Origin of the sequence: Stackebrandtia nassauensis DSM 44728 (genome assembly GCF_000024545.1) — a bacterium.
Lineage (GTDB): Bacteria > Actinomycetota > Actinomycetes > Mycobacteriales > Micromonosporaceae > Stackebrandtia > Stackebrandtia nassauensis.
This window is the reverse complement of record NC_013947.1, coordinates 3,353,749-3,379,248: the sequence shown is the minus strand read 5'-3', so window position 1 is coordinate 3,379,248 and position 25,500 is coordinate 3,353,749. Positions and strand designations below refer to the sequence as shown.

Annotated in this window: 28 protein-coding genes; 18 read left to right on the top strand and 10 right to left on the bottom strand. The window is 66.3% G+C overall.

The genetic code is table 11. The annotated features are described in order from the left end of the window. Nucleotides 1-3: 3 nt before the first annotated feature. The 3 genes from SNAS_RS15775 to SNAS_RS15765 are packed head-to-tail and all read right to left on the bottom strand — an operon-like array spanning nt 4 to nt 3,649. A complete protein-coding gene (locus SNAS_RS15775; RefSeq protein ID WP_144300509.1) occupies nt 4-867 on the bottom strand; it encodes an ABC transporter permease in 864 nt (287 codons plus the stop codon). Next, entirely contained in the window at nt 864-1,850 is a 987-nt protein-coding gene (locus SNAS_RS15770) for an ABC transporter permease (protein WP_013018438.1), read from the bottom strand. The genes SNAS_RS15775 and SNAS_RS15770 overlap by 4 nt, the downstream gene beginning before the upstream one ends. After that, nucleotides 1,847-3,649, bottom strand: a complete 1,803-nt coding sequence (locus tag SNAS_RS15765) for an ABC transporter substrate-binding protein (RefSeq protein WP_013018437.1) — start codon at nt 3,647-3,649, stop codon at nt 1,847-1,849. The genes SNAS_RS15770 and SNAS_RS15765 overlap by 4 nt, the downstream gene beginning before the upstream one ends. Nucleotides 3,650-3,821: 172 nt before the next feature. Between SNAS_RS15765 and SNAS_RS15760 the strand changes: the two genes are divergently transcribed. The 5 genes from SNAS_RS15760 to SNAS_RS15740 all read left to right on the top strand — a co-directional run bounded on the left by SNAS_RS15760 (nt 3,822) and on the right by SNAS_RS15740 (nt 8,349). After that, nucleotides 3,822-4,610, top strand: coding sequence for an alkaline phosphatase family protein (locus tag SNAS_RS15760; RefSeq protein ID WP_013018436.1), 789 nt, complete (start codon nt 3,822-3,824; stop codon nt 4,608-4,610). 36 nt (nt 4,611-4,646) lie between these two features. Continuing rightward, nucleotides 4,647-5,486, top strand: a complete 840-nt coding sequence (locus tag SNAS_RS15755) for an NUDIX domain-containing protein (RefSeq protein ID WP_013018435.1) — start codon at nt 4,647-4,649, stop codon at nt 5,484-5,486. A gap of 338 nt (nt 5,487-5,824) precedes the next feature. Beyond that, nucleotides 5,825-6,295, top strand: a complete 471-nt coding sequence (locus SNAS_RS15750; protein WP_013018434.1) for a GNAT family N-acetyltransferase — start codon at nt 5,825-5,827, stop codon at nt 6,293-6,295. 64 nt (nt 6,296-6,359) lie between these two features. Further along, nucleotides 6,360-7,853, top strand: coding sequence for an AlkA N-terminal domain-containing protein (locus tag SNAS_RS15745; RefSeq protein WP_013018433.1), 1,494 nt, complete (start codon nt 6,360-6,362; stop codon nt 7,851-7,853). Between the two features lies 1 nt (nt 7,854). Then, nucleotides 7,855-8,349 (top strand): methylated-DNA--[protein]-cysteine S-methyltransferase, encoded by a 495-nt coding sequence (locus tag SNAS_RS15740; RefSeq protein WP_013018432.1) that lies wholly within the window; start codon nt 7,855-7,857, stop codon nt 8,347-8,349. Here SNAS_RS15740 and SNAS_RS15735 read toward each other — a convergent pair. Continuing rightward, nucleotides 8,346-8,822, bottom strand: coding sequence for a GNAT family N-acetyltransferase (locus tag SNAS_RS15735; RefSeq protein ID WP_244409147.1), 477 nt, complete (start codon nt 8,820-8,822; stop codon nt 8,346-8,348). The two genes, SNAS_RS15740 and SNAS_RS15735, sit on opposite strands and share 4 nt — an antisense overlap. A gap of 90 nt (nt 8,823-8,912) precedes the next feature. Between SNAS_RS15735 and SNAS_RS15730 the strand changes: the two genes are divergently transcribed. Continuing rightward, entirely contained in the window at nt 8,913-9,950 is a 1,038-nt protein-coding gene (locus tag SNAS_RS15730; RefSeq protein WP_013018430.1) for a tyrosine-type recombinase/integrase, read from the top strand. On the opposite strand, the gene SNAS_RS15725 is transcribed toward SNAS_RS15730, so the two are convergent. Continuing rightward, nucleotides 9,891-10,691 carry an inositol monophosphatase family protein gene (locus tag SNAS_RS15725; RefSeq protein WP_013018429.1) on the bottom strand — a complete coding sequence of 267 codons (801 nt, stop codon included), beginning with the start codon at nt 10,689-10,691 and terminating at the stop codon, nt 9,891-9,893. The genes SNAS_RS15730 and SNAS_RS15725 overlap by 60 nt on opposite strands. Nucleotides 10,692-10,746: 55 nt before the next feature. Between SNAS_RS15725 and SNAS_RS15720 the strand changes: the two genes are divergently transcribed. Beyond that, nucleotides 10,747-12,111, top strand: a complete 1,365-nt coding sequence (locus tag SNAS_RS15720) for a serine hydrolase domain-containing protein (protein WP_013018428.1) — start codon at nt 10,747-10,749, stop codon at nt 12,109-12,111. 58 nt (nt 12,112-12,169) lie between these two features. Then, complete coding sequence (locus tag SNAS_RS15715) at nt 12,170-12,931, top strand: hypothetical protein (RefSeq protein ID WP_144300507.1); 762 nt, start codon at nt 12,170-12,172, stop codon at nt 12,929-12,931. A 67-nt stretch (nt 12,932-12,998) separates the two neighbouring features. Here SNAS_RS15715 and SNAS_RS15710 read toward each other — a convergent pair whose 3' ends face one another. Together SNAS_RS15710 and SNAS_RS15705 are read right to left on the bottom strand one after the other, a co-directional pair. Next, nucleotides 12,999-13,598, bottom strand: a complete 600-nt coding sequence (locus tag SNAS_RS15710) for an IMPACT family protein (protein ID WP_013018426.1) — start codon at nt 13,596-13,598, stop codon at nt 12,999-13,001. A gap of 79 nt (nt 13,599-13,677) precedes the next feature. Next, a complete protein-coding gene (locus tag SNAS_RS15705) occupies nt 13,678-14,271 on the bottom strand; it encodes a lytic polysaccharide monooxygenase auxiliary activity family 9 protein (RefSeq protein WP_013018425.1) in 594 nt (197 codons plus the stop codon). A gap of 156 nt (nt 14,272-14,427) precedes the next feature. Here SNAS_RS15705 and SNAS_RS15700 point away from each other — a divergent pair, with 156 nt between their 5' ends. The 7 genes from SNAS_RS15700 (at nt 14,428) to SNAS_RS15670 (ending at nt 21,077) form a co-directional block, all read left to right on the top strand. Continuing rightward, nucleotides 14,428-15,021, top strand: coding sequence for a GNAT family N-acetyltransferase (locus SNAS_RS15700; RefSeq protein WP_211207397.1), 594 nt, complete (start codon nt 14,428-14,430; stop codon nt 15,019-15,021). Nucleotides 15,022-15,036: 15 nt separating this feature from the next. Beyond that, entirely contained in the window at nt 15,037-16,578 is a 1,542-nt protein-coding gene (locus SNAS_RS15695; RefSeq protein WP_013018423.1) for a helix-turn-helix domain-containing protein, read from the top strand. Nucleotides 16,579-16,625: 47 nt separating this feature from the next. Continuing rightward, nucleotides 16,626-17,159 (top strand): PadR family transcriptional regulator, encoded by a 534-nt coding sequence (locus tag SNAS_RS37630; RefSeq protein ID WP_013018422.1) that lies wholly within the window; start codon nt 16,626-16,628, stop codon nt 17,157-17,159. Between the two features lie 84 nt (nt 17,160-17,243). Continuing rightward, nucleotides 17,244-18,011: a hypothetical protein gene (locus SNAS_RS37625; RefSeq protein ID WP_144300505.1), complete on the top strand. Its 768-nt coding sequence runs from the start codon at nt 17,244-17,246 to the stop codon at nt 18,009-18,011. A gap of 313 nt (nt 18,012-18,324) precedes the next feature. Further along, the gene (locus SNAS_RS15680) at nt 18,325-18,951 is read left to right on the top strand and encodes a GOLPH3/VPS74 family protein (protein WP_013018421.1); all 627 of its coding nucleotides are present in this window, start codon (nt 18,325-18,327) and stop codon (nt 18,949-18,951) included. A gap of 27 nt (nt 18,952-18,978) precedes the next feature. Next, a complete protein-coding gene (locus SNAS_RS15675) occupies nt 18,979-20,487 on the top strand; it encodes an APC family permease (protein ID WP_013018420.1) in 1,509 nt (502 codons plus the stop codon). Beyond that, nucleotides 20,484-21,077, top strand: coding sequence for a GNAT family N-acetyltransferase (locus SNAS_RS15670; protein WP_013018419.1), 594 nt, complete (start codon nt 20,484-20,486; stop codon nt 21,075-21,077). Before SNAS_RS15675 ends, SNAS_RS15670 begins: the two co-directional genes overlap by 4 nt. Before the next feature lie 45 nt (nt 21,078-21,122). Here the strand turns inward: SNAS_RS15670 and SNAS_RS15665 are convergent, their stop codons facing one another. Further along, nucleotides 21,123-21,587, bottom strand: a complete 465-nt coding sequence (locus tag SNAS_RS15665) for an Lrp/AsnC family transcriptional regulator (protein ID WP_041626255.1) — start codon at nt 21,585-21,587, stop codon at nt 21,123-21,125. Between the two features lie 105 nt (nt 21,588-21,692). Here SNAS_RS15665 and SNAS_RS15660 point away from each other — a divergent pair, with 105 nt between their 5' ends. Beyond that, on the top strand, nt 21,693-22,139 hold the full coding sequence (locus SNAS_RS15660; protein WP_013018417.1) for a hypothetical protein: 447 nt from the start codon (nt 21,693-21,695) through the stop codon (nt 22,137-22,139). On the opposite strand, the gene SNAS_RS15655 is transcribed toward SNAS_RS15660, so the two are convergent. Then, nucleotides 22,136-23,287 carry an acyl-CoA dehydrogenase family protein gene (locus tag SNAS_RS15655; RefSeq protein WP_013018416.1) on the bottom strand — a complete coding sequence of 384 codons (1,152 nt, stop codon included), beginning with the start codon at nt 23,285-23,287 and terminating at the stop codon, nt 22,136-22,138. The two genes, SNAS_RS15660 and SNAS_RS15655, sit on opposite strands and share 4 nt — an antisense overlap. A gap of 89 nt (nt 23,288-23,376) precedes the next feature. On the opposite strand from SNAS_RS15655, the gene SNAS_RS15650 reads away from it, so the two are divergent. Next, the gene (locus tag SNAS_RS15650) at nt 23,377-24,288 is read left to right on the top strand and encodes a 5'-3' exonuclease (RefSeq protein WP_013018415.1); all 912 of its coding nucleotides are present in this window, start codon (nt 23,377-23,379) and stop codon (nt 24,286-24,288) included. Here the strand turns inward: SNAS_RS15650 and SNAS_RS15645 are convergent. Beyond that, entirely contained in the window at nt 24,285-24,488 is a 204-nt protein-coding gene (locus SNAS_RS15645; protein WP_041624934.1) for a hypothetical protein, read from the bottom strand. The two genes, SNAS_RS15650 and SNAS_RS15645, sit on opposite strands and share 4 nt — an antisense overlap. A 217-nt stretch (nt 24,489-24,705) precedes the next feature. On the opposite strand from SNAS_RS15645, the gene SNAS_RS15640 reads away from it, so the two are divergent. Then, entirely contained in the window at nt 24,706-25,479 is a 774-nt protein-coding gene (locus SNAS_RS15640) for an aminoglycoside phosphotransferase family protein (protein ID WP_013018414.1), read from the top strand. Nucleotides 25,480-25,500: the final 21 nt, after the last annotated feature.

The window sequence follows — 25,500 nt, the reverse complement described above, 5'->3', positions numbered from 1 at the left end:
CGGTCACCGCCCCTCCTGAAACGCCGACTCCAACGCCCGCCCACACACCGTGAACGCCGCCACCACCGCGATAATCGCCAAACCCGGCGGCAACAAATACCACCACGCCCCATACGACACCGACCCCGCCTCATGCGCCCGCGACAACATCGTTCCCCACGACACCCGCCCCGGATCACCCAAACCCAGAAACGACAACGTCGCCTCCGCCAACACCGACGACGCCACCTGCAACGTCGCCGACGCCGCGATCAACGGCAACACACCCGGCAACACATGCCGACGCACCACATGCCACCCACCCGCCCCCAACGCCTTCGCCCGCTCCACATGCCCCCGCGTCGACACCGACAACGTCGCCGCCCGCACCAACCGCGCCGTCGACGCCCACGACGTCAACGCGATAGCCACAATGATCGTCGCCTGCGTCGGCCCCAACACCGTCGCCAACGCGATCGCCAACACCAACTGCGGCAACACAAGAAACCAATCCGTCACCCGCATCAACACCCACGACACCCCACCACCGGCATGCCCCGCCACCAAACCCACCAACGCACCCAACCCCACCGACAACACCGTCGCCGCCAACCCCACCAACAGCGACACCCGAGCCCCCCACAACACCAACACCAACACCGACCGCCCCACCTCGTCGGTACCCAACCAAAACCGCCACGACGGCCCCTCCAACCGGCCACCCTCCGCCTTCGTCGCGTCCAAACCCGACTCATCAGCGATCAACGGCGCCAACACCGCCAACACCCCGACCACCCCCAACACCACCGCACCAACAACCCCCGCCCGCCTCGACGCCGCCGCCCGCAACCTGCCACGCGGCAACACCAGGGGAGAAGCATCACTCACGACACACGCACCCGAGGATCAAGCATCCGATACACGATGTCGGCCAACGTATTGGCCACAATCACCGCCGCCGAAAAGAACACGAACGTCCCCTGCAACAACGGAATATCCGGAATCTTCAACGCCTGATACGTCAACAACCCCAACCCCGGCCAACTAAACACCGTCTCCGTCAACACCGCCCCACCCACAACCCCACCCAACTGCAAAAACACCAACGTCACCGTCGGCAACAACGCATTCGGCACCGCATGCCGACGACGCACCACCTCATCCCGCAAACCCTTCGCCCGCGCCGTCAACACATAATCCGCACTCTTCTCCTCCATAATCGACGAACGCATGACCAACACATACTGCGCGTAAATCACCGCCGCCATCGTCACCGCCGGCAACACCAGATGATGCGCCACATCCACCACCTCAGCCAGCCACCCATCCGACCCCCGCGCCGACCGCATCCCATTAACCGGAAACCACCCCAACAACCGACCAAACACCATCACCGACACCAACCCCAACCAAAACGTCGGCGCCGACCACAACGTCAACGACACCCCCACATGCACCCGATCGAACCGCGACCCCGCCCGCCACCCCGCCCGCGAACCAATCCACAACCCCACACCCGACGCCAACACCAACGCCGTACCCGTCAACAACACCGTCGCCGGCAACCGCTCCCAAATCACCTCCACCACCGGCGACCGCGACTGATACGACACCCCCAACCGCCCCGACAACATCTCCCGCACATAATCAACAAACTGCGCCCCCAACCCCTTGTCCAAACCCAACTCACGCCTGAGCGCCGCCTTCTGCTCCGGCGTCGCCGGCGAATCCCGCGTCATCGCCGTCACCGGATCCCCACCCAACACCCGGAAAATGAAAAACGCGCTCACCAACACCAACAACAACGACACCGCCGCACCACCCAACCGCACCCCCACAAACCGGAAAGTCGCCGCGGCCCGATGACTCATTCGCGCTCATCCGCACTGGCAGCCCGGCGACGCCGCGACCACCACCACAACCCCACACCCGCGACAACCACGACGACCGCCGCGATCCCACCCCACAACGGCCCCGAACCGCCGACACCACCACCGGCAGCCGGCGTCGCCGACGCATAACCCCACGACCCCTCCTGGCCACGGATCATCCCGCCGTCAGCAGGCTGCGTGTCAAACCCCGACCACCGATCCGACCGGTACGCCTCCAACACGTTCGAGTAGTACAACGTCACCTGCGGCGCGTCCACATACTGAATCCGCTGCATCTCCGCCACCAACGCCGCCCGCTCCTCGGCGTCGGTCGAAGCCTTCTGCTTCTCATACAGCTTGTCGTAGTCCTTGTTGCAGTAGAAGGTGTCCGTGTCACGCTCATCCGACTTCGCCGTCTCCGGCAACGACGAACACGCGTACAACGCCAGAATCGGCGTCGGATCCGGATCCACACCCCACCCGGAGAAGATCACGTCATACTGGCCCGCGTACAACTGGTCATTGAGCTTCGTCGAATCAGCACTGTCCAATTCGATGGCCACACCCAGCTCTTCCCACCAGGTCTTCAAGAACTCCGCGATCGTGGCGTACGACGGTTCGTCGGAGTGGTACAGCAGCCGGAACTCCAGTTTCTTGTCGCTGTCGGGCATCGTGCGGATCCCGTCGGAACCCTTCTTGTACCCGGCCTTGTCGAGTTTCTTCCCGGCCGCTTCTATGTCGAACTTGACGGTCTCGTCCCCGGGATCCCAGAAATAGTCATCGAAGATCGGCGGAATATACGCCACCCCCGGTTCGGCGTACCCGTCCTGAACCTTGTCGATCAACCGGTCCTTGTTGATGGACGCGTGCATCGCCTGCCGCACCACCGAATCCCGCAACGCCGGATGCCCGTCACCGATCATGTCGCCGTTTTGCGCCTTGGCACCCACATTGAACGTGATCGACGTCGTCGACCGGCTCTGCGCCTTGTTGGTGGCGATGTTGTCCTCGCCCTTCAACGACTTGAACTGGGCCGGATTCAACCCGCCCACCAAGTCCACGTCACCCGAATGCAGCGCCTGCACCGCGGCCTCGGGGGTCTTGTAGTACTGGAACACCAACTTGTCGTACTTGGGCGCCCCGCCGAAGAAATCCTTGTTCGCGTCGAACTTAATGAACTCGTCGACCGCGAAATCCGTGGCGATGAACGGTCCCGAACTCACCACCGGAAAATCGGTGTTCTTGTATTTCGACGGGTTGTCGACCTTTTCCCACACGTGTTTGGGAACGATCGGTGTGTCCAAAGCCGTCATCTGCGAGGACGGTTTCTTGATCTCGATGACAAGCTTGTCCGCCGACGGCGCCTTCACCGAGGCGAAATTGTTCACCAGTTCCGAATGCGAAGCCCGCAACGCCTTATCGTCCATCAGCAACTGATACGTGAACGCCGCGTCGGCCGCGGTGATGTCCTTGCCGTCGCTCCACTTCGCGTCATCACGAATCGTGTACGTCCACACCCGATTGTCGTTCGACGGCTCCCATTTCGTGGCCAGGCCCTCGACAGGGGAGTAGTCCTTGGCGCCGAACCGGATCAACGGCACGTAGATCAGGTTGTTCACCTGATAGTTCAACGAGAAGAACGTCGTCAAAGGGTTCAGGTTCTCCACGGTCTGATCCACCGACGTGATCAACGTCCGGTCATCCTCGGAGGCCGAACACGCCGTAACCGGCAACGCCAGCGCCACCGCCGCCACGCCCGCGCACACCCGCCATAGGGGAGAAGGACCGCGATACACCATCACTGACTCCTTAAAGGAGAACGTGAAACACATCACCCCAACGGGTAATCACATATTGACATCAATGGACAACGCATGTCAACCATGGACAACTCGCCCACCCCGGTGACCAAACCGGAGAATATCTTTGCGATGATCTTCGACCGTGGCATCACGACAACCGGGAGAAACCGTGAAGCACAAGGTCATCGTCTTCGGGATCGACGGCGTCCGCCTCGACACGCTGCGCACCGCCGACACACCCAACCTCGACACGATCACCGACTCGGGCTTCCTGACCGCCGTACGCGTCCCCGACATCAACCCCACCATCTCCGGCCCCTGCTGGGCCACCATCGCCACCGGAGTCCACGCCGACGAACACAACATCCACGGCAACGACCTGTCCGGCCACCGCCTCCACAACCACCCCTGCTTCCTGGCCCGCGCCTCCAAAGCCGGAAACACCAGCTACGCCGCCGCCGGCTGGCTACCCCTGCTGACCGACTACTCCGGCGGCCCCATCTTCAAACCCGACCACCAATACACCCCACCGCGCCCCGGCGGCTCCCGCAACGGCGGCGACCACATCTCCGACCAGGCCACCACCGACAACGCCTGCCGCACCCTCACCGACATCGACGTCGACATCGCCTTCGTCTACCTCGGCCAAGTCGACGAAGTCGGCCACCACCAAGGCACCGGCGCCCCCTACACCGCCGCCATCGAAAACGCCGACAACTGCGTCGGCCAGGTCCTCGACGCCATCCGCTCCCGCACCACCTACGCCAGCGAACAGTGGACCATCCTGGCCGTCACCGACCACGGCCACCGCGACGGCGGCGGCCACGGCGGCGACTCCGACCTCGAACGCACCGCCTGGATCGCCGGCTGCGGCCCCGGCATCACCGCCGAGACCGGCACCGGCCTCGGCCACGCCGACATGCCCCGCCTCGCCCTGACCCCACTGGGCGTCGACTAGGGGACAAGCACCCACCCTCACGTAGGCTCACCAACCATGACCTCCGACTCCACCTGGGACGGCGTCGCCATCGGCACCGGCCACCCCCGCGGCTCGGCCATCGTCACCCGACGCCACACCCCCGACGGCTGGCAGTACCTCACCCTGCACCGCGCCAACCGCCCCAGCGACGACCCCGACGGCCTGTGGGCCTGGACCCCACCCTCGGGCATGCGTCAACCCGGCGAAGGCGCCTACACCAGCGCCCTACGCGAACTCGCCGAGGAAACCGGCATCACCGACGCCACCATCCACCCCATCGACCTCGCCCGGGGCCACGCCCTGTGGCTGGCCACCGTCGACGCCGACCAGGAAGTGGTCCTCGACCACGAACACGACCGCTACGAATGGCTCGACGCCGACGCCGCCGCCAAACGCTGCCGACCCGGGGTAGCAGCCGAAACCATCACCACCGCCGCGACCATCCCCGACACGACGTTCACGTTCACGCCAAACCCCGACAATCCCACAAGTGGCATCTATGGGATCACAGTGGACAATCAAGAGCGGGGGACAGCCCAACATCACGCCATCACCGACAACCCCACGTTCTTCGACATCGTCGGCCACACTGACGCCGCCGTCATCGAATGCGTGGTGACCGACACCGCGATTCGCGCCGACGGACTCGAACCGCGACTCATCTGGAGCTTCGTGCGCGACATCGTGCTTCCGGCCTACCAAAACGTCACAACGGTGTGGACCGTGACCGACGCCGACCACACCCGCAGGCTTCGCAGTTACATGCAAGCCGGATTCACCCACGACGTCACCGTCGAAGTCGTCCCGGGACGCCCCAAAGCCGTTTGTGGGCTGCGGCTGGCGCAGTGGTGGTAATGGGCCTGAAACCGCGCTACTTGACATAATATATATTATCAACCAAGTATCAGGAGGCGCGGAAACTCCGCTCGGCGCCGGTTTCGCGCGCCTTTTAGAAAACGCGTCTCCACGCCTCCGCGAGCTTGTCGCGGCGGCCAACGTCCGGTTGACGGGCACAGCGCGGTGAGTCGGCGACGGTGGCGATATCGGCGTTTCAGCGGCGGCGCGGCGGCTTTGGTTCCCCGGTGTTGCCGGTGCCGGATTTGTCTGGATTTTCAGCATAATGTCACTTATGCGTAATTACGGGGGAGCGGCCCGCGAAATAAAAAACCACACTGGACGGTTAGGGTGCGATCATGAACGACATCATCGTGCGCCCCGCCCGCCTGTCCGATCTCGACGGCTGGATCGCCTGCGCCACTTCCCTGTTTCGCGAGGACGGCGGGACCCGCGACTCCAGCATGAACCTCGACTGGCCCCGCGACCACGGCCCCGACAGTTTCCGCGCCGGGCTGGACGACGATACCCGCCTCCAGCTCGTGGCCGTGGACGGTCACGACGTTGTCGGCTACCTCGCCGGTGCGGTGGCCGAGCCGACGGTGATGCGCTCGGTGCGGATAGCGACCCTGCGCAGCCTGTACGTACTCCCCCAGCATCGCGACAGCGGCGTGGGCGCCGTGCTGGTGGACCGGTTCCGGCAATGGGCCCGCCAGCGCGAGGCGGATCGGGTGGCGGTGACGGCGTACGCGTCGAATGAGGGGGCGTTGCGGTTCTATCAGCGGCAGGGTTTGGTGCCGTTTCATGTGACGTTGGAGGCGGACGTTTAGCCTGGTTGATCTTGATGTCGTTTTTTCGCTAGCGCTGGGGTGGTTTGGGGGTCAGGCTGGGTGCATGCATGAGGATTTCGAGCGGTGTGTGCGGGCGGTTCAGTCGAAGGATGCCCGGTTTGATGGCTGGTTTTTCACGGCGGTGACGTCGACGGGGATTTATTGTCGGCCGTCGTGTCCGGTGGTGCCGCCGAAGCCTGAGAATATGCGGTTCTATCCGTCGTCGGCGGCGGCGCAGGCGGCGGGGTTTCGGGCGTGTAAGCGGTGTCGTCCGGATGCGTCGCCGGGGTCGCCTGAGTGGAATGTGCGGGCGGATGTGGTGGCGCGGGCGATGCGGTTGATCGCTGATGGTGTGGTGGATCGTGAGGGTGTGTCGGGGTTGGCGGCGCGTTTGGGGTATAGCGTGCGGCAGTTGGAGCGGCAGGTGCGGGGTGAGTTGGGGGCGGGGCCTGGTGCGGTGGCGCGGGCGCAGCGGGCTTCGACGGCGCGGTTGTTGATTGAGACGACGGATTTGGCGTTTGGTCAGATTGCTTTCGCGGCGGGGTTTTCGAGTATTCGGGCGTTCAATGACACGGTGGTGCGGGTGTTCGCGTTGTCGCCGACGTCGCTTAGGCAGCGGGCGAAGTCGCGGGCGGTGTCGGGTGGTTCGGGTGCGTTGAGTTTGCGGCTGCCGTTTCGGCAGCCGTTGTGTCCGGACAATGTGTTCGGTCATTTGGCGGCCACGGCGGTGCCGGGGGTTGAGGAGTGGCGGGATGGCGCGTATCGGCGGACGTTGCGGTTGCCGCATGGGCCGGGGGTGGTGTCGCTTAGGCCTGGGCCGGATCATGTGGGTTGTGTGTTGTGGTTGAGTGATCTGCGGGATTTGTCGATCGCGATCGCGCGGTGTCGGTGGTTGCTGGATTTGGACGCTGATCCGGTGGCGGTGGATGAGTTGTTGTCGCGGGATGAGGTGTTGGCGCCGTTGGTGGCCAAGGCGCCGGGGCGTCGGGTGCCGAGGACGGTGGATCCGGGTGAGTTCGCGGTGCGGGCGGTGTTGGGTCAGCAGGTGTCGACGGCGGCGGCGCGCACGCACGCGGCGCGGTTGGTGGCGCGGTATGGGCAGCGCGTGGAGGATCCGGGTGGCGGGTTGACGCATTTGTTCCCCTCCCCCGGTGAGTTGGCGGGTTTGGATCCGGATGGGTTGGCGATGCCGGTGTCGCGGAAGAACACGTTGCTGGGTTTGGTGCGGGCGTTGGTGGATGGTGATGTGGAGTTGGGTGTGGGGGTGGATTGGCGGTCGGCGAAGGAGGCTTTGTCGGCGTTGCCGGGGTTTGGGCCGTGGACGGTGGAGTCGATCGCGATGCGGGCGTTGGGTGATCCGGATGCTTTTGTGGCCTCGGATTTGGGGATCCGGTTGGCGGCGGAGCAGTTGGGGTTGCCGACGGGTGCGCGGGCGCTTGTGGAGCGGTCGCGGGCGTGGATGCCGTGGCGGGCTTATGCGGTGCAGTATTTGTGGGCGACGGGTGAGCATGCGATCAATGTGCTGCCGAGCGGCGACATCGTGTCGGAGGTGGGGTGAGGTGTCGCGGGTGCATACGGTGGTGGATTCGCCGTTGGGGCCGTTGACGTTGGTGGCGACGAAGGGCGTGTTGTCGGGGTTGTTCATGGATTGCGACAACCGGCACCGCCCCGACCCGTCACAGCTGGGGTCTGCCGACGCTGGCGTGTTCGGTGACGTGGTGGAGCAGCTGGAGGCGTATTTTCGGGGCGAGTTGCGGGTTTTCGATGTGCCGTTGGCGCTTGAGGGCACGGAGTTTCAGCTGCGGGTGTGGCGGGAGTTGTCACGGATTCCGTTTGGGGAGACGGTGACGTACGCGGACTTGGCGGCGTTGGTGGGGCGGCCAGCGAGCGCGGCGCGGGCGGTGGGTACGGCCAATGGGAGTAATCCGGTGAGCGTTATCGTGCCGTGTCACCGGGTGGTGGGTAGTGATGGTGGTTTGACGGGTTACGCGTGGGGTGTGGAGCGTAAACGGTGGTTGCTGGATTTGGAGTCGGGGACGCCGGCGTTGTTCTAGACGCCGATGGTGGTGGAGCGGCGTTCCAGGAGGGCGACGTCGCGCCAGCGGCCGTCGATGGTTTGTCCGATGTGGTGGCGGATGCCGATGATGCGGAAGCCGTGTTTTTCGTGGAGGGCGAGACTTGGGGTGTTGTCGGGGAAGATTCCGGCTTGGATGGTCCAGATGCCGGCTGTTTCGCATGAGTCGACGAACGCTGCCAGGAGTGCGGAGCCTACTCCCCTGCCTTGGGCGTGGGTGGCGATGTAGATGGAGTGTTCGATGACGCCGCGGTAGACGTGCCGGGTGGAGGTGGGGGTGGCGGCGATCCACCCCAGTGGCCCGGTGTCGTCGTGGGCGATGAGTCGGTGGTCGGGTAGGTGGGTGTGGTCGAAGGTCTCCCAGGTTGGTGCGGTGGTTTCGAAGGTGGCGTTGCCGGTGTCGATGCCGTCTTGGTAGATCTTCAACACGTCGGGTGCGTCGGTGGGTGTCATGGCGCGGATGTGCATGGTGGCCTTTCGGTGTCGTATCGGTGGGTGATACTTCCGGGTGTTTGTTTCTTGTTTGTGTCGGGAGTGTTGAGGGTGGATTTTTCGGTCGCGGTGGAGTTGTTCTTTCAGTCACGGGCGCCCAGGAAGGATTCGCCGCATACGACGGCGGCGTATCGGCGGGATTTGTTGGCGGTGGCTGAGGTGGTGGCGGCCGAGGTGGGGTGTGAGACGGGGCGGGTGGATTGTGGTGGGTTGTCGGTGTCGGTGATGCGGCGGGCGTTCGCGGGGTTTTCGGCGTCGCGGGCGAAGTCGTCGATCGGGCGGGCGTGGTCGGTGTGGAACGCGTTCTTCTCGTTTTTGGTGGGTGAGGGGATTGTGGAGGGTAATCCGATGTCGGGGGTGGCCAGGCCGAAGGCGGCGCGGCCGTTGCCGAAGCCGTTGCGGGGTGAGGACGCACCGGACCGGTTGTTGGAGGCGTTGATGTCGGGGGCCAGGGCGGGGCGGCATCCGTGGCCGCAGCGGGATGTGGCGGTGGTGGCGGTGTTGTTGTTGACGGGGCTGCGTTCGAGCGAGTTGTTGGCGTTGCGGGCCGGGGATGTCGCGGGTGGGGCTGGGGAGCGGCGGCTGGTGGTGCGGGACGGTAAGGGTGGCGCGGATCGGGTGGTGCCGGTGGAGGGCCCGCTTGAGGTGTTGTTGGCGGATTATCTGGCTTCGCGGCGGGGCCGGTTTCCGGGTGGGCGGTGGCCGTTGGCGCCGTCGGAGCCGTTGTTCGTGGATCACCGGGGTGAGGCGTTGACGCGCAACCAGTTGCAGTATCTGGTGCGGCAGTGTTACCGGTTCGCGGGTGTGGATGACGCGGTGCAGCGGGGTGCGTTGGTGCATGCGCTGCGGCATACGTTCGCCACGCGGGTGGGGGCGTCGGGGGCTAGTGCGATGGAGGTGATGGAGCTTTTGGGTCACCGGTCGTTGAACGCGTCGCAGGGGTATTTGGGGGTGACGGGTCGGGAGTTGCGGGACGCGGCGCGCTCGAACCCGGGGTATGGGGTGTTGGGGCGGCTGGTGGATCGGCGGTCAGGGCAACAGCGCGGTGATGGTGTCGATGGCGGTGGGGTGGCCGACGATGAAGGGTAGGTTGTTGCCTCCGGCGAGGCGGAACGTCGTGCCGTCGATGGTGGTGTGGGTGCCGCCGGCGGTTGCGTGGATGTGGAGGCCGGTGGCGTGGTCCCAGGGTTTTTCCCACGTGTACACCAGGGCGTCGAGTCGGCCCTGGATGAGGTCGATGTAGGACAGTCCGGCGCTGGAGCAGGCGATACGGGTGATGTCGGGGACGTCGAGTGCGTCGAGGATGTGGCGGTATCCGCCGGTGTAGTTGGGGTGGGTGGTCATGACGCGCAGGGGTGCCTCGGGGGCACGGGTGGGGGTGTGTGCGGGTTGGTTGTTGATCCAAGCTTGGCCGTCGTGGGCGCCTGCGGACAGTTTCAGGGATGGCGCGTACAGCCAGGACGCGTGGATGGTTCCGTTGTGGGCGAGCGCGACGAGGCAGGAGTATTCGGGTTTGCCGGACGCGTAGTTGGCGGTGCCGTCGATGGGGTCGATGATCCAGCAGGGGGTGTCGGTGGCCAGGGCGTCGATGAGTTCGGGTTGGTGTTCGCAGGCCTCCTCCCCTACGGTGACTGAACCGGGGATGAGGGCTTGGAGTTGCTCGGTGAGTGCGGTTTCGACGCGGGTGTCGGCGATGGTGACGAGGTCGCCGGGGTTTTTCTCGCTGATGTCGCCGCCGGCGAGGTTGCCGAACCGGGTGAGGGCTTCGGTGTCGGTGATGTCGCGGATGAGGGCGGCGATGTGTTGGTAGGTGTCGTGGCTGAGCTTCACGCCAGTCAGTGTATGGGCGTGGTGTGCGGGTTTTGGGCCGGTTAGGGTGTGCTGCGTGAGTGACTTCCCGGTTTTGGATTCCACGGCGCGCAGGCTTTACCGGCGTTTGGCTGTGCGGCAGGCGAAGGGGCGGATGCCGTCGCTGGTGGAGGGTGTGGTGCGTGATGGGCGGCTGGTGTGGTGGGGGGCGCGGGGTTCGCTGCCGGAGGGTTCGGCCGGGGTGGATGTGCAGTACCGGATCGGGTCGATCACCAAGACGTTGGTGGCGGTGTTGGTGTTGCGGCTTCGCGATGAGGGCCGGTTGAGTTTGGACGATCGTATCGACGCGCATGTGGGTGGGGTGCCGTTCGGCAATCGCACGATCGCGCAGTTGTTGTCGCACACCGGTGGCGTGGCCGCGGAGTTGCCGGGCGCGTGGTGGGAGCGTTCGCCGGGTGTGGACGCGACCGGGTTGCGTCAGGCGATGGCCTCAGGGGTGGTGGTGGACGCTCCGGGCCGGGCCTTCCATTACTCCAATGTGGCGTACGCGGTGTTGGGTGAGTTGGTGTCGCGGGTGCGGGGCCGCGCCTGGTTCGACGTGTTGGCCGCCGAAGTGTTGGCGCCGTTGGAGATGCGGGACACGACGTGGGCGCCCCGCTCGCCTGCCGCGACGGGGTGGGCGGTGCATCCGTACGCGGATGTGGTGATGCCCGAGGTGGTGCAGGACGTCGGGGCGATGGGTTCGGCGGGCCAGTTGTGGTCGACGGTGGCTGATCTCGGCCGGTGGGCGGGGTTGCTGGCCGGCGACGGCGGCGAGGTGTTGTCGGGTGACACGGTCGCGGAGATGTGCCGTCCGCGGGCGGTCGTCGACGGCGACGAGTGGGTCTCGGGTATGGGTTTGGGGGTGCAGTTGTGGCGCGACAAGCACCGTCGGTTGTGTGGCCACGGCGGGTCGATGCCCGGCTTCAACGCGGGTGTGCGGGTGGATCCGGCCTCGGGGGTGGCGCATGTGGCGGTGTCGAACTGCACCTCCGCGGCCGATGCGGGTGAGGTGGAGGATGTCTTCGACATCATGGACGAGTGCGAGCCTCGGCTGCCTATCGAGTGGGCTCCGGCTTCGGATGTGCCGCAACGGGTCCTGGAGTTGACCGGCGCCTGGTTTTGGGGTACCAGTGAGGCGGCGCTGTATGCCGAGGACGGCGGCTGGTTGCGGCTGGAGCACGTGTCGGGGATGACACGGGCGTCGCGGTTTCGCCCCAACGGGGACGGGTCGTGGACGGGGCTGGACCACTATTTCGCCGGCGAGCGGCTGCGGGTGGTACGCGACGCCACCGGCCGCGTCCAACACATCGACATCGGGACGTTCGTGTTCACGCGTTCGCCGTACGCGCCGCCCGAATCGGTGCCCGGCGGTATCGACGGCGGCTGGACGGTGACGTGATGTCGCAGGCGACTGGTATGACTAGGCGGCGTTATGCGAAACAGGTTGAGGAGGTGACGTGGCAATGGGTTTGTCCACGTCGGACGTAGAAGGGCTTGTCGAGACCCTGGAGTCGGGCAAGCACCCCAAGGTCGTGTTCACCGACGCGGCTGGCCAGATCTCCGGCAAGGTCGGCAAGGTGGTGCGTTTGAACCGCCCCGCCGAGGGAGATTTCGTGGTGGTCGCCTTCGGCAACGACGAACTGCCGTTCACCGCCGAGGAGGTCCGGGTCCCCGAACGTGGGGAGCTGAACCGTAAACCGGCGAGGAAGAAGACCGAGGCGAAACCGGCCGAGGTACCGGCTCCGGCCGGTGCCCCACTGTTGAATGAAAGTCCCGCCCCGGCTTCGGCCAGGCGCGACAATAGCCGCAAGAGTAGTGCCCGCACTGTCAAGGAGACAACATCGATGAATGACGAGCAGCCATCCGTTCCCAAGCAGAACGACGGCCCCGAACCCGCGGCGGCACCCGCGGCCGCTCAGGCCGCACCCAAGAAGCGCGCCGCCAAGGCCAAGCAGGCACCGGAGTTGACGGTGACGCTGTCGTGGAAGGACAACGAGTGGTCGGTGTCGGCGTCCAAGGGTACGAAGGTGATCGCCAAACCGGTGCCGGTGAAACCGTCGACGGCGGTGTCGATGGTGCAGTCGCTGGATTCCCCGGCCGTGGCCGCGGTCGTGGAGGACATTGTGGAACAGCAGCGGCAGGAGGTGGCCGACCAGGCCGAGCGGTTGCGTGAGGAACTGGCCGCCGCCGAGGCTCGGTTGGCGGAGTTGGCGCAGTAGACACGCGCGCTTTTGACGCATCAGCCGGGCGCGGCACCCACGGATCGTGGGTGCCGCGCCCGGCTGTTTAGGCGTCGATGACGGTGGTGCCGGTGTGAAGTGCGGCCAGGCCCCGCGTGGTTAGCCACGTCGTGAGGGTGTGGGTGTCGGTGGTGACGACGTCGATGTGCGCGGCCGTGTCGTAGCGGGTCGCGGTGATGGTGTGGCCGGCGGCGCGCAGTTCGGCGTCGAGGCGGCCAGCCACGTCGTGGGGGCAGGTGATGGTGAACGTCTCGGCCGCGACCCGCTCCACGGTGCCGGTCGTGTCGAGGGCGGCGGTCACGGCGTCGCCGTAGGCGCGGGCCAGTCCCCCGGTGCCGAGTTTGACGCCACCGAAGTAGCGGGTCACGACGGCGACGGTGTCGGTGAGGTCGCGCCCGGCCAGGATCGACAGCATCGGTGCGCCCGCGGTTCCGGCGGGTTCGCCGTCGTCACTGGACCTGCGGTTGGCCGCGTCAGGACCGAGGATCCAGGCGGTGGCGTGGTGTCGGGCGGCGTGGTGGAGTTTGCGACGCCCGGCGATGAACGCCTTGGCGTCGGTTTCTGAGTCGAGGCGGGCCAGGGCGCAGATGAACCGGGACCGGTGGACGGTGATCTCGGCGGTGGCGTCGCGGGTGATGGTGCGCATGTCTGGCCGCAACGATAGCCGGGCACACCCGCGCATCTGCGGGTGTGCCCGGTGGGAGAGTGACAGATGCCGGGGACTGTTACTCGAAGGTCACGTCGGAGCAGGCGTAGAACGCGTTGGAGGTGTCGGCGATCGTCCACACCCCGAGGATGAGGTGGCGTCCGGTCTTGTCGGGGACGTTGACTGTCAGGTCGACACTGTTGCCGGGTTTGGCGCCGCCGTCGTCCTGGGTGAAGAACGGTTCGGCCTCCAGGTCGGCGCGGGTGAGGGCTTTGGTGCCGTCCCAGCCGTCCTTGGTGATGAAGAATTCCCACTTGTCGGTGGCGTGGGGTGCCGTCAGCGTCCAGTGGAAGGTCTGTTCGCCGGGGTTCATGGTGGTGGTCGGCCACTCGCCGCCACGCGGGTCGTCCAGCGCGGCGAAGCCCTCCAGCCCGGCCGAGCAGATCGAGCCGTCGGCGATGTCGTTGTCGGGGAAACCCTTGGGGCCCTCGACCGACTGGGGTTCGTGGGCGACTGCGCCACAGTCGGCGACTTCGCCGGAGGCGCATTTGGCTTGCCGGGATTCGGGTGAGTCGGTGTAGCCGTGGCCGAACGCCACACCGGCGATGGCCAGCGGGACGGCGACGCCGCCGGTGGCGACGGCTGCCAACAGCAGTTTGCGGTTGCGGCGCATAAAGGGGGTCCTCCTGGGGGATGCGAACCAGTTTTGTGAAGGAACTTTCTTATGCGCAGCATAGGGGCCGCCACCACCCCGATTCCATACAAAACCATCGATATTGAAGGTTTCTTAATGTTTGTTTTAGGTGAAACCGTGTGCCAGCCTCAAGGCGTGAAGGCCACCATCCTGCCGTGCCGCGACATCGACGTGGCGACGCTCGAACACCACAACCCCTCCCCCAGCGTGCACTCGTTTCACGCCCGCCGCTTCGCCAACCAGACGCTCGGCGACTCCACCTACCTGGTGGCCTGGCGAGAGCGGGTCCCCGTGGGACGCGCCGAGATCAAATGGGACGGCTGCGCCGACGACACCGTCAAGAACGCGCACCCCGGGGTACCGGAGATCAACGGCCTGGAAGTGTTCCCCGAGACGCTGCGCGGCAACGGCCTGGGCACCCAGTTGGTGACCGCCGCCGAAACCGAGGCCACCGCGCGCGGCCTGGACCGCATCGGACTGGGCGTCGCGCAGGCCAACCCCGCCGCCAGACGCCTGTATGAGCGACTGGGATATCACGGAACGCACACCTACCTCGACCGGTACTCCTGCCTGGACAGCCTCGGCACCTGGCACCACTTCGCCGACGCATGCGTGTTCCTGTCCAAACCGTTGCCGCGACAAAGATCACGCGTCGCCGCAACGTCGCTGGTGGCGCGACTCCGTGCGGCATTGACCGGCGCCCGCCCCCACGGGCCACGCCATATGTGAGATACGGTGGCGTGCATGTCGGAAACGCCAGCACGCACCGAAGACATCCTGCGCCGCATCGGCACCCTGATCCGCGACGCCCGCAAACACCGCGGCCTCACCCAAACCCAGCTGGCCGACCTGCTGGGCACCAGCCAAAGCGCGGTCAACCGGATCGAACGCGGCGCCCAAAACCTCAGCGTCGACATGCTCAACCGGGTCTCCGAGGCCCTGGACTCCGAGTTCGTCACCCTCGGCAAACCCGCCGCGGTCCACCTGCGGGTACGCGGCGGACAGGAACTGTCGGGCACCATCGACGTCAAGACCTCCAAAAACGCCGGCGTCGCCCTGCTGTGCGCGTCGTTGTTGAACCGGGGCAAGACCACGCTGCGGCGGGTGGCGCGCATCGAAGAGGTCAACCGGATCCTGCGCGTCATGGAATCCATGGGCGTCAAATACCGGTGGCTGGAGGACAACGACCTGGAGATCGTGCCGCCGGCGAAGTTGCGGCTGGACAACATCGACGAAGACGCCGCCCGCCGCACCCGCAGCATCATCATGTTCCTGGCGCCGCTGCTGCACGACTTCGACACCTTCGGCCTGCCCTACGCCGGCGGCTGCGACCTGGGCACCCGCACCGTCGAACCCCACATGATGGCGCTACGTCACTTCGGCCTGGAAGTCAAAGCCGGTGCCGGGGAATACCACGCCACCGTCACCCGGCAGGTCCCGCCGCGACCCATCGTGCTGATCGAACGCGGCGACACCGTCACCGAAAACGCGCTCATGGCCGCCGCCCGCGCAGGCGGTGTCACCGTCATCAGGAACGCCTCCCCCAACTACATGGTCCAAGACCTGTGCTTCTACCTGCAAAAACTCGGGGTGCGGATCGACGGCGTCGGCACCACCACCCTCACCGTCCACGGTGTGCCCCGCATCGACCGCGACGTCGACTACGCCCCCAGTGAGGACCCCATCGAAGCGATGAGCCTCATCACCGCAGGCATCGTCACCGGTTCGTCCATCACCGTGGCGCGGGTACCGATCGAGTTCCTGGAAATCGAGGTCGCGCTGTTGGAGGAGATGGGCCTGGACTACTCCCGCGGCCCCGAATACCTCGCCGCCAACGGCAACACCCGCCTGGTCGACATCACCGTGCGACCCTCCACGTTGATCGCCCCCATCGACAAGGTCCACCCGATGCCGTTCCCCGGCCTCAACATCGACAACCTGCCGTTCTTCACCCTGATCGCGGCCTACGCCAACGGATCCACCGACATCCACGACTGGGTCTACGACAACCGGGCGATCTACCTGACCGACCTGAACAAACTCGGCGCCCGCATCACCCTGATGGACCCGCACCGGCTGCGCGTCGACGGCCCCACCCACTTCTCCGGCGCCGAAGTCATCTGCCCGCCGGCACTGCGCCCCGCCGTGGTGCTGCTGCTGGCGATGCTGGCCGCCAAAGGCACCTCGGTACTGCGCGACATCAACGTCATCCACAGAGGATACGAGCAGTTGGCGGAACGGTTGAGCCTCCTGGGCGCCAGCATCGAAGTATTCGGCGACGCTTAAGGCAACCGCACCACCCACCTGTCGCAGCCTTGCACCATAATGGGCGCATGTTGAAGCTGGCGATCCTGGGTTTCCTGCGCGACCACCCGCTGCACGGCTACGACCTCAAAAGCCGTATCGCCGCGCTGACCGGTCACGTCAAACCCATCGCCGACGGCACCCTGTACCCGGCGATCAAACGCCTGGAAACCGCCGGGATGCTTACCCGCCGCAGTGCACCGGGCAAAGTGGCCGCACCCCGCCACATGCTCGAGCTGACCCAAAAAGGCATCGACCATCTGACGTGGCTGCTACGCGACCCCGAGGATTTGACCATTTCGGACGAGAACCGGTGGTTCACGCTGCTGGCGTTCTTGCGGCATTTGGACAATCCAAGGGAACAGGCCATCGTGTTGCGCCGCCGCCTGGCGTTTTTGTCCGAGCCGGTGCCGTACTTCTTCGACGAACACGGCCGCCCGGCGGCCGTCGACGACTTCGACGACCCGTTCCGACAGGGCCTGCTGTCCATCGCCCACGCCAAAACCAACACCGAGTTCGCGTGGCTGAACGCCACCATCGCCGAGCTGGACCGCCACACCTAAGCGGGCGCGTTGATACAGCCTGCCGTGGTAGTGGGTGATCTCTTCCCCCCGCGACACCTCCGGCAACACCGCACCCGCGTTGAGGTGTTTGATCTGCGCGTCCAGGCGGCGCTGCGCGGCGGCGTGACCGCCCGAGGCCAGGATCCGCGACTGCTGCGACAGCGTATGGGCCAGCGCGGCGGTGCATTCGGCCTCACGGGCGGCGTCCTTGGCGGCCTCGTGGTGGCGCCACGCCGCGGTGTCGTCGCCGATCGAACCCGACAGGCACCCGGCCAGGCACGCCGCGTCGTGGAACAGTTTGGCCACGTCACGCCGCCTCGCCGTCGACACGCTGAACGACCGCAGGCGCGCCAGCGTCTCCAGGTGAGCGCCCAACGCCGTGAGGGCGGCGGCCGCGCCGAGGCTGTGCGACAGGTCGCGGATGTGGTCGGTGTGGGCCATCAGCAACGCCAGGCCGTCGGGTTTGAGGTTTTCGGCGTGGGCCATCAACTCGGTGATGGAGGCGTCGGGTGTGGTCGTGGCGCACTGGCAGGTGGCCGCCGCGGTGCCGATGCCGCAGGTGGCGCGGTCGATGGACAGGCCGGTGACGATGCGTTCGATGACCTCATAGGAGGTGACCTTGCGTCGGCCGGCCATGATCTCGCGGACCCGGGCCTCCTGTACCCGGGTGACCGCGGCGATGGCGCCCACACTCCAGCCGCGGGACTTCAGGAACGCGAACACCTGCCCGAAGTCGCGCGCGGCCAGGATCTGCGGCAGCGGCACGCCGCGAAACGACTCGTGTGTCCACCATTTCGTATCGGCGACGGGCAAGACCGGCAACACGCGAGGAGCCTCCTGCACAACTGCTGACGGGGTCGGGGTATCGCTCCTTAGGGTAGCGGCGTGGCCAAAACAGCACACATCGCCCTGTATTGATGCCCCGATACGTTCGGAGGGTATACCCAGAAAGACGACGCATCGACCAGCGTCAATGCAAGTGGGTGTCTATAGGAGACACACGCCGCGAGGTGTTTCCAGCGCGTTCACCATGAACGCCCACCCTGAGCTAGGCAACCGCCCACACCTGTAGCAACGTGTTGGCGCGCGGTCAACGCCTTACGTGCCGGTGCCGTCACCGCACCAGCCTCCCCCGCCGCGCCACCACGAAAGGAACCACACAAGCGTGCTGCTCGCCGACGAATGCTGGCTGGTCGCCCACGACGACACCACCGGCGCGTCACTGCTGCCACCACGCCTGGCCGGACTCGCCGCCGCAGCCGGACTCCTGTGCGAAATGGTCTACAACAAACGCCTGGCCATCAACGGCAACCAGCCCACGCTACGCGACCGTACCCCCTCCCCCGACCTGCTGCAACACACCATCGCCGACCACATCGCCCGCGAAACCCACACCATCGACACCTGGCTGCGGTTCTTCGCCCGCACCGCCGAAGACGACATCGCCTCCCGGCTTTTGCGCCACGGCATCGTCGACGAACAACACACCCGCAACCTCCTGGGACGCAAACGCCGCCGCTTCGTGCCCAAAGTGTCCACCGACGCCGCCTGGCCCGGCGCCCGCATCGCCAAACGCCTCGCCCAAGCCCGCCCCGTCGACGCCGTCGACCAGATCCTCATCGCCTGGATCGACGCCACCGGCCTGACACCCCACGTCCTGTGGGACGACCCCGGCCACGTCGGCACCCGCTACCTGCGCCACGTCATCACCCACCTGCCAGGCGAATACCGCACCATCATGGACAACACCAGGCACCTCGTCGGACAGATCATCATGACCCACCAAACCTGAACTTAAGGAACGGAGAACCCACCCCCCATGTCCGCCCCCACCCGCTCCGTCGTCGACGACGCCCTGGCCGCCGACCGACTCGGCGCACCCTCCATCATCGCCTTCGCGATGACCGCCGCCGCCCCCCTGATGACCATCGGCGGCGTTGTCACCGTCGGCTGGGCCACCGTCTCAGCCGACACCGGCATCACCGGCTACCCCCTGGCATTCCTGCTCATGGCAGCCGTCCTCGGCCTGTTCTCCATCGGCTACATGGCCATGTCCAGGCGCATCAACAACACCGGCGCCTTCTACTCCTACGTCGCCCAAGGAGCCGGAAAACCCGCCGGAGTCGCCGCCGCCTTCACCGCCTTCACCGCGTACAACATGATGCAAGTCGGCCTGTACGGCATCTTCGGCGCCACCATGCAAGCCTTCATCACCAACAAAACCGGCCTGGCCATCGACTGGTGGATCTACGCCATCACCGCGTGGGCCATCGTCGCGCTCCTGGGTGTCCTACGCGTCGACATCAACGGCACCGTCCTTTTGGTCATCGTCGCCGCCGAAGTCGCCGTCGTCATCATCTTCGACACCGTTTTCCTCGCCAACCCCGCCGGCGGCACCATCAGCCTTTCCACCTTCGCCCCCGACAACCTGTTCCTGCCCGGCATCGGCGCCGTGGCCGTCACCATCTTCACCGCCTTCGTCGGCTTCGAAGCCGCCGCGGTCTACTCCGAGGAAAGCCGCGACCGCACCCGCACCGTCCCCGTCGCCACCTACCTCGCCCTGGGCCTCATGGTCATCTTCTACGCCGCCACCGCCTGGGCCATCGCCGTGACCGTCGGCGACGACAAACTCATCACCACCGCCGCCACCCAACAATCCGAGATGATGTTCACCGTCGCCGCCGAAAGACTCGGCACCTCCACCGTGTCCGACATCGGCATCATCCTGCTCATCACCAGCGTCTTCGCCGCCATGCTGTCCTACCACAACACCGTCGCCCGCTACACCTACGCGCTGGCCCGCGAACACGTCCTGCCCACCCGCCTCGCCCGCACCGGCATGCGCTCCGGCGCCCCCAAAAACGCCTCCATCCTGCAAAGCATCATCGGCATCACCGTCATCGCCGGCTTCGCCATCGCCGGCGGCGACCCCCTGGTGCAACTGTTCTTCGTCACCGGCATGACCGGCGGCTTCGGCGTCCTTTTGCTCGTCACCGCCACCGCCATCGCCGTGGTGTGCTTCTTCGCCAAAAACGGCGGCACCGAGAACATCATCACCCGCTACCTCGCGCCCGGAGCCGCCGCGGCCATCCTCGTGGCCATCGTCTACGCCGCCATCGAAGCCTTCCCCAGCCTCATCGGCTGGAAACCCACCCAACCCTGGTGGATCTTCCCCGCCGCCTTCGCCCTCATCGCCGCCCTCGGCGTGACCTGGGCCCTCATCCTCAAAACCACCCGACCCGGCTCCTACCAACGCATCGGCGCCGCCAACACCCCCACCCCACCCCCACACCACGACAGCCCCGTCCTGACAGGAGACCGCGCATGAACCCGCCCGTCATCCGACGCGCCAAGGACGGCGAAGCCGCAGCACTGGCCGACACCGTCGCGGCCGCCTTCCACGACCTCGACGTGTCCGCCTGGCTCGTACCCGACCCGGGCGCCCGCGCCGAGATCCTGCCCCGACACTTCCGGCTGTTCACCGAACACGCCCTCAAACACGGCACCGTCCACACCACCGACGACTACTCAGGCGTCGCCGTGTGGCTGCCGTCCTCAGCCCCCGACATCGACGACTTCGAAACCCGCAACAACCCCATCTGCGGCGACCGCGCACCCTACTTCAACGACCTGGGCGCCTGCTTCGACGACAACCACCCCCATCACGCCGCCCACCATTACCTGCAACTGCTGGCCGTCCTCCCCGGGGCCCAAAACCAGGGCCTGGGCTCAGCCCTCATGAAACCCCAACACGACCACGCCGACTTGACGCGCATGCCCGCCTACCTCGAAGCCGCAAGCCTGCGCTGCCGCGAGCTGTACCTACGCCACGGCTACGAAGACCTCGGCCAACCCATCCGCCCCAGGCCCGACGCCCCCGCCCTGTACCCCATGTGGCGCCAACCCGTCACCGCCTGAAAAGACGTGGGTGACCGCCAGGCGAGGCGCGAGGCGGTCACCCACCTACCAGCCCGCGACCCGATCCCCCCTTAACAGCGGCGCCCGACCCTCATACGGCGTCGACAACACGATCGTCGTACGGTGCGTCACCCCCGCCACCGACCGCACCTTCGCCAACAGATCCTCCAACGCCGCCGGCCCCGACACCCGCACCTTCAACAAGTAGTAGTCCTCGCCCGCCACCGAATGACACGACTCGATCTCACTCAACCCCGACAACCGCTGCGGCGCGTCATCCGGAGCCGCCGGATCGATCGGACGAATCGCGATGAACGCCGTCAACGGCAAACCCAACGCCTCATAGTTGATCTTCGCGGTATAACCCGCGATCACACCCCGCTCCTCCAAGCGCTTGACCCGCTGATGGACCGCCGAAGTCGACAAACCCACCCGCGCCGCCAAATCCGTGAACGACATGCGCCCATCAGCCGTCAGCGCGGCCACAATGGCCAGGTCAAGATCTTCCACATTCATCAATGTACCGGTTCGTCGTCCACCGCGCCGACACACACAACAGGCCACTAAGGACACCAGCCGGGGGTGGTGTCACACCCCCGCCATAACCTCACACCCATGACCTACACCCAGCGATACATGACCCACCTGCCGCCGGTCATCATCGCCGGCCGCACCATCAAGCGCTACCACCTCACCCCCGACACCACGCCCATACCCGCCCACATCCAGACCGCCGCCTACCGGCACCTACCCCGACTACTACCCGACCACTCAGGCCCCACCCCACCAGCCACCGTGGCCATCCTCCACCAGGACAAAGACGAAGCCATCCACCTCAACACCTACACCTGGACCAGCGAACACCACCTCGCCCACGCCCGCGCCACCAAAAACCCCCGCGGCTTCACCACCACACCACCACCAGCCACCGGCTGCCTGTGGGAACTACCCGCCCTCGTCCACGAACGCTCCGCCTGGGCACGCCACATGGTCAACACCACCTACCCCAGCTTCGACGACTACCTCGCCGACATCCTCGCCGGCGTCCCCATCGCCGCCTAACCCCCGCCTTGCGCCAAGGCCCGCGAAATCACCAACCGCTGGATCTGATTCGTGCCCTCCACGATCTGCAACACCTTCGCCTCCCGGAAATACCGCTCCACCGGATGATCCGACACATACCCGTACCCACCCAACACCTGCACCGCATCCGTGGTCACCCGCATCGCCACATCCGTGGCGAACAACTTCGCCTGCGCGGCCGCCACCCGAAAACCCCGCCCCGCGTCACGCAACCGCGCCGCATGCGACACCAACGCCCGCGCCGCGCTGATCTGCGTGGCCATATCGGCCAACATGAACCCCACCCCCTGAAAATCAATCACCGGCGACCCGAACTGCCGACGACCCCGCGCGTACTGCGTCGCGTAATCACACGCCGCCTGCGCCAACCCCACCGCACACGCCGCGATCCCCAACCGGCCCGCGTTCAACGCCGCCATCGCGATCGAAAAACCCCGACCCTCCTCACCCACCAGACAATCAGAACCCACCCGAGCCCCATCGAACACGATCTGCGCCGTGGGCGACGCACTCAACCCCATCTTGTGCTCCAGCCGCTGCGGCACCACCCCCGGCGTACCCTCCGGCAGCACCAGACACGACACCCCCCGGGCACCCGGACCACCCGTGCGCGCGAACACCGAATGAAAATCCGCCACCCCCGCGTGCGTGATGAACGCCTTCGTCCCCTCCACCACGAACCCGTCCCCGTCACGCACCGCCTTCGTCGACAACGACGCCGCGTCCGAACCACCCGACGGCTCCGTCAGACAGTAGGCACCCAACGTGTCCCCACCCACCATCTGAGGCAACCACCGCTCGCGCTGCGCGTCGGTGCCGAACTCCGCCACCGGGAAACACGCCAGAGTGTGCACACTGACCGCCTCGGCCACCACCACCCACCGGTAGGCCAGCTCCTCCAGCACCTGCAGGTACACCTCATACGGCTGCCCGCCGCCCCCGTAGCGCTCCGGGTACGGCAGACCCAGGAACCCCGCCGCGCCCAGCTTGCGCAACACCTCCCGCGGGAACTCACCCCGCGCCTCGAACTCGTTCACCCGCGGCGCCAACTCGCCCTCGGCGATATCCCGCGCCAACTCCACAATGGCCCTAGCCTCGTCGCTAGGGAAAAAACGTTGCACAGTCATGAAAGTCTTCAAGCACCTTGGCTAGTGGCCTTCTCGTCACCCGCGAGCTTAACGCTTATTCAGGTGAGGCGTGTGGCAGGCTTACCCCCATGCTGGTCCTCGTCGACGCCCCCGGGCTGTGGTACCGATCCTTCTACGGCCTGCCCTCCTCCCTACGCGGACCCGACGGCACCCAGATCAACGCCGTACGCGGCTTCATCGACGGACTGGCCACCCTCATCCGCAACCACAACGCCACCGGCCTGGCCTGCGCCGTCGACAACGACTGGCGCCCCGCCTGGCGCGTCGACCTGCTACCCAGCTACAAAACCCACCGCCTCGCCGACAACGGCGGCGAAGAAGAACCCGACGCCCTACCCCACCAGGTCGCCATCATCACCCAACTGCTCACCGCCTGGGGCATCCCCGTCATCGGCGTCGACGGCTACGAAGCCGACGACGTCCTGGCCACCCTCGCCACCACCACCAAAGGCCCCGTCGGTGTGGCCACCGGCGACCGCGACCTGTTCCAACTCATCGACGACGACAACGACATCCGCGTCATCTACTTCGGACGCGGCATCGCCAAAGCCGAAACCCTCGACGACGCCGCACTGGTGGCTCGCCACGGCGTCCACCCCGACCAGTACGTCGACTTCGCCGTCCTGCGCGGCGACCCCTCCGACGGCCTGCCCGGCGTCAAGGGCATCGGCGACAAGACCGCCGCCACCCTCATCACCACCCACGGCAACCTCACCGACGCCCGCGCGGCCGCCGCCGACCCGGCCACCACCATGGCACCCCGGGTCCGCAAAGCCCTCACCGAATCCGGCGAATACCTCGACGCCGCGGTCAAGGTCGTGCGCACCGCCAACGACGCACCCGTGCCCGACATCGACCCCAGCCTGCGACCCGAACCCGCCGACCCGCAAGCCGTCGAAACCCTCAGCGACACCTACGGCCTCGCCAACAGCCTCAACCGGCTACGCGAAGCCCTCACCGCCGCCACCGGCAACAGCTAACCGGCCGCCTGCTGCCGATACGAATCAGCGATATACGCCGCCCGCTGATACGGCTCACAAAACGACCAGCGCACCCGCACCCGGCGACGCGACAGGCAATACCCGCACCAATCGTCCGCGGTCGAATAATGCTGACGCATCACCCGCTCCGCCAACCCGGCCACCACCGGCGAAACCACGACGGAATCGAACTCGTTCACGCCTGGCACCACCCTTCCACTATGAACCTCAAGGGGTGAGCCACAGCAAAACACCGCCCGCCCGCCACAGCGCGCACAAGCGGTGCGACCCCTTCCGCGTGGGGGCTGTGAGGGGTGAGATCGCAGGGCGGTGACGTGCGATGGTGGTGCTGGGTGAGGACGAGGTTTACCTCGGAGTCGATATATATTGCTTATATACTGGATTAGTCTCGAATAGGTGGCCCCCGACGAAGTCCTCCTCCAGGCCGAATCCCATCGGCGGGTGGTGCGCGTCGGCGACACCGTCCGCAGGCCCGTCCAGCCCTGGACACCCGCCATCCACGCCCTCCTGGACCACCTGGAGGCCATCGGCTTCGTCCCCGCTCCCCGAGCCCGGGGCATCGACGACCAGGGACGCGAGATCCTGACCTACATCCCCGGCGAATCCGGACCCGACGGCTGGGCCAAAGTCGTCACCGACTCCGGCCTGAGCGCCTTCGCCGCCCTGCTGCGCGACTACCACGACGCCATCGCCGACTACACCCCCACCGCGGGGACCGTGTGGGCCACCGGAGCGGGCTCCCCCAGCCCGGGCGAGGTCATCTGCCACGGCGACTTCGGACCCTGGAACGTCGTATGGCAGGGCGACAAACCGGTGGGCATCATCGACTGGGACTTCGCCCACCCCGCGCCCCGACGCCACGACGTCGCCTACGCACTGGAGTTCGTCACCCCGTTTCGCGACGACGCCGAAGCCCACACCGCCATGTCCCACACCCACCCGCCTAACCGGCGCCGCCGACTGGAACGGTTCTGCCGCTCCTACGGACTGACCTCCACCGAGGGCATGGTCGACGCGGTCATCACCGCGCAGCGCGACACCGCCGAACTGGTGCGCGCGCTGGCCGCCGACGGGCACGAACCGCAGGCCACCTGGGCGTCACAGGGGTACGTGCGCGAACTCGAACAACGCATCGAATGGACCCGCCGCCACCGGCACCTGTTCGCCTAGACCAACACCGTCACGGGCGCA

What these genes read in the sequence shown, in the direction of transcription:
- SNAS_RS15770 (WP_013018438.1), bottom strand. Translation starts at nt 1,850, where the DNA reads ATGAGTCATCGGGCCGCGGCGACTTTCCGGTTTGTGGGGGTGCGGTTG.
- SNAS_RS15765 (WP_013018437.1), bottom strand. Translation starts at nt 3,649, where the DNA reads ATGGTGTATCGCGGTCCTTCTCCCCTATGGCGGGTGTGCGCGGGCGTG.
- SNAS_RS15755 (WP_013018435.1), top strand. Translation starts at nt 4,647, where the DNA reads ATGACCTCCGACTCCACCTGGGACGGCGTCGCCATCGGCACCGGCCAC.
- SNAS_RS15750 (WP_013018434.1), top strand. Translation starts at nt 5,825, where the DNA reads ATGAACGACATCATCGTGCGCCCCGCCCGCCTGTCCGATCTCGACGGC.
- SNAS_RS15745 (WP_013018433.1), top strand. Translation starts at nt 6,360, where the DNA reads ATGCATGAGGATTTCGAGCGGTGTGTGCGGGCGGTTCAGTCGAAGGAT.
- SNAS_RS15735 (WP_244409147.1), bottom strand. Translation starts at nt 8,822, where the DNA reads ATGACACCCACCGACGCACCCGACGTGTTGAAGATCTACCAAGACGGC.
- SNAS_RS15710 (WP_013018426.1), bottom strand. Translation starts at nt 13,598, where the DNA reads ATGCGCACCATCACCCGCGACGCCACCGCCGAGATCACCGTCCACCGG.
- SNAS_RS15705 (WP_013018425.1), bottom strand. Translation starts at nt 14,271, where the DNA reads ATGCGCCGCAACCGCAAACTGCTGTTGGCAGCCGTCGCCACCGGCGGC.
- SNAS_RS15695 (WP_013018423.1), top strand. Translation starts at nt 15,037, where the DNA reads ATGTCGGAAACGCCAGCACGCACCGAAGACATCCTGCGCCGCATCGGC.
- SNAS_RS37630 (WP_013018422.1), top strand. Translation starts at nt 16,626, where the DNA reads ATGTTGAAGCTGGCGATCCTGGGTTTCCTGCGCGACCACCCGCTGCAC.
- SNAS_RS15675 (WP_013018420.1), top strand. Translation starts at nt 18,979, where the DNA reads ATGTCCGCCCCCACCCGCTCCGTCGTCGACGACGCCCTGGCCGCCGAC.
- SNAS_RS15670 (WP_013018419.1), top strand. Translation starts at nt 20,484, where the DNA reads ATGAACCCGCCCGTCATCCGACGCGCCAAGGACGGCGAAGCCGCAGCA.
- SNAS_RS15660 (WP_013018417.1), top strand. Translation starts at nt 21,693, where the DNA reads ATGACCTACACCCAGCGATACATGACCCACCTGCCGCCGGTCATCATC.
- SNAS_RS15655 (WP_013018416.1), bottom strand. Translation starts at nt 23,287, where the DNA reads ATGACTGTGCAACGTTTTTTCCCTAGCGACGAGGCTAGGGCCATTGTG.
- SNAS_RS15650 (WP_013018415.1), top strand. Translation starts at nt 23,377, where the DNA reads ATGCTGGTCCTCGTCGACGCCCCCGGGCTGTGGTACCGATCCTTCTAC.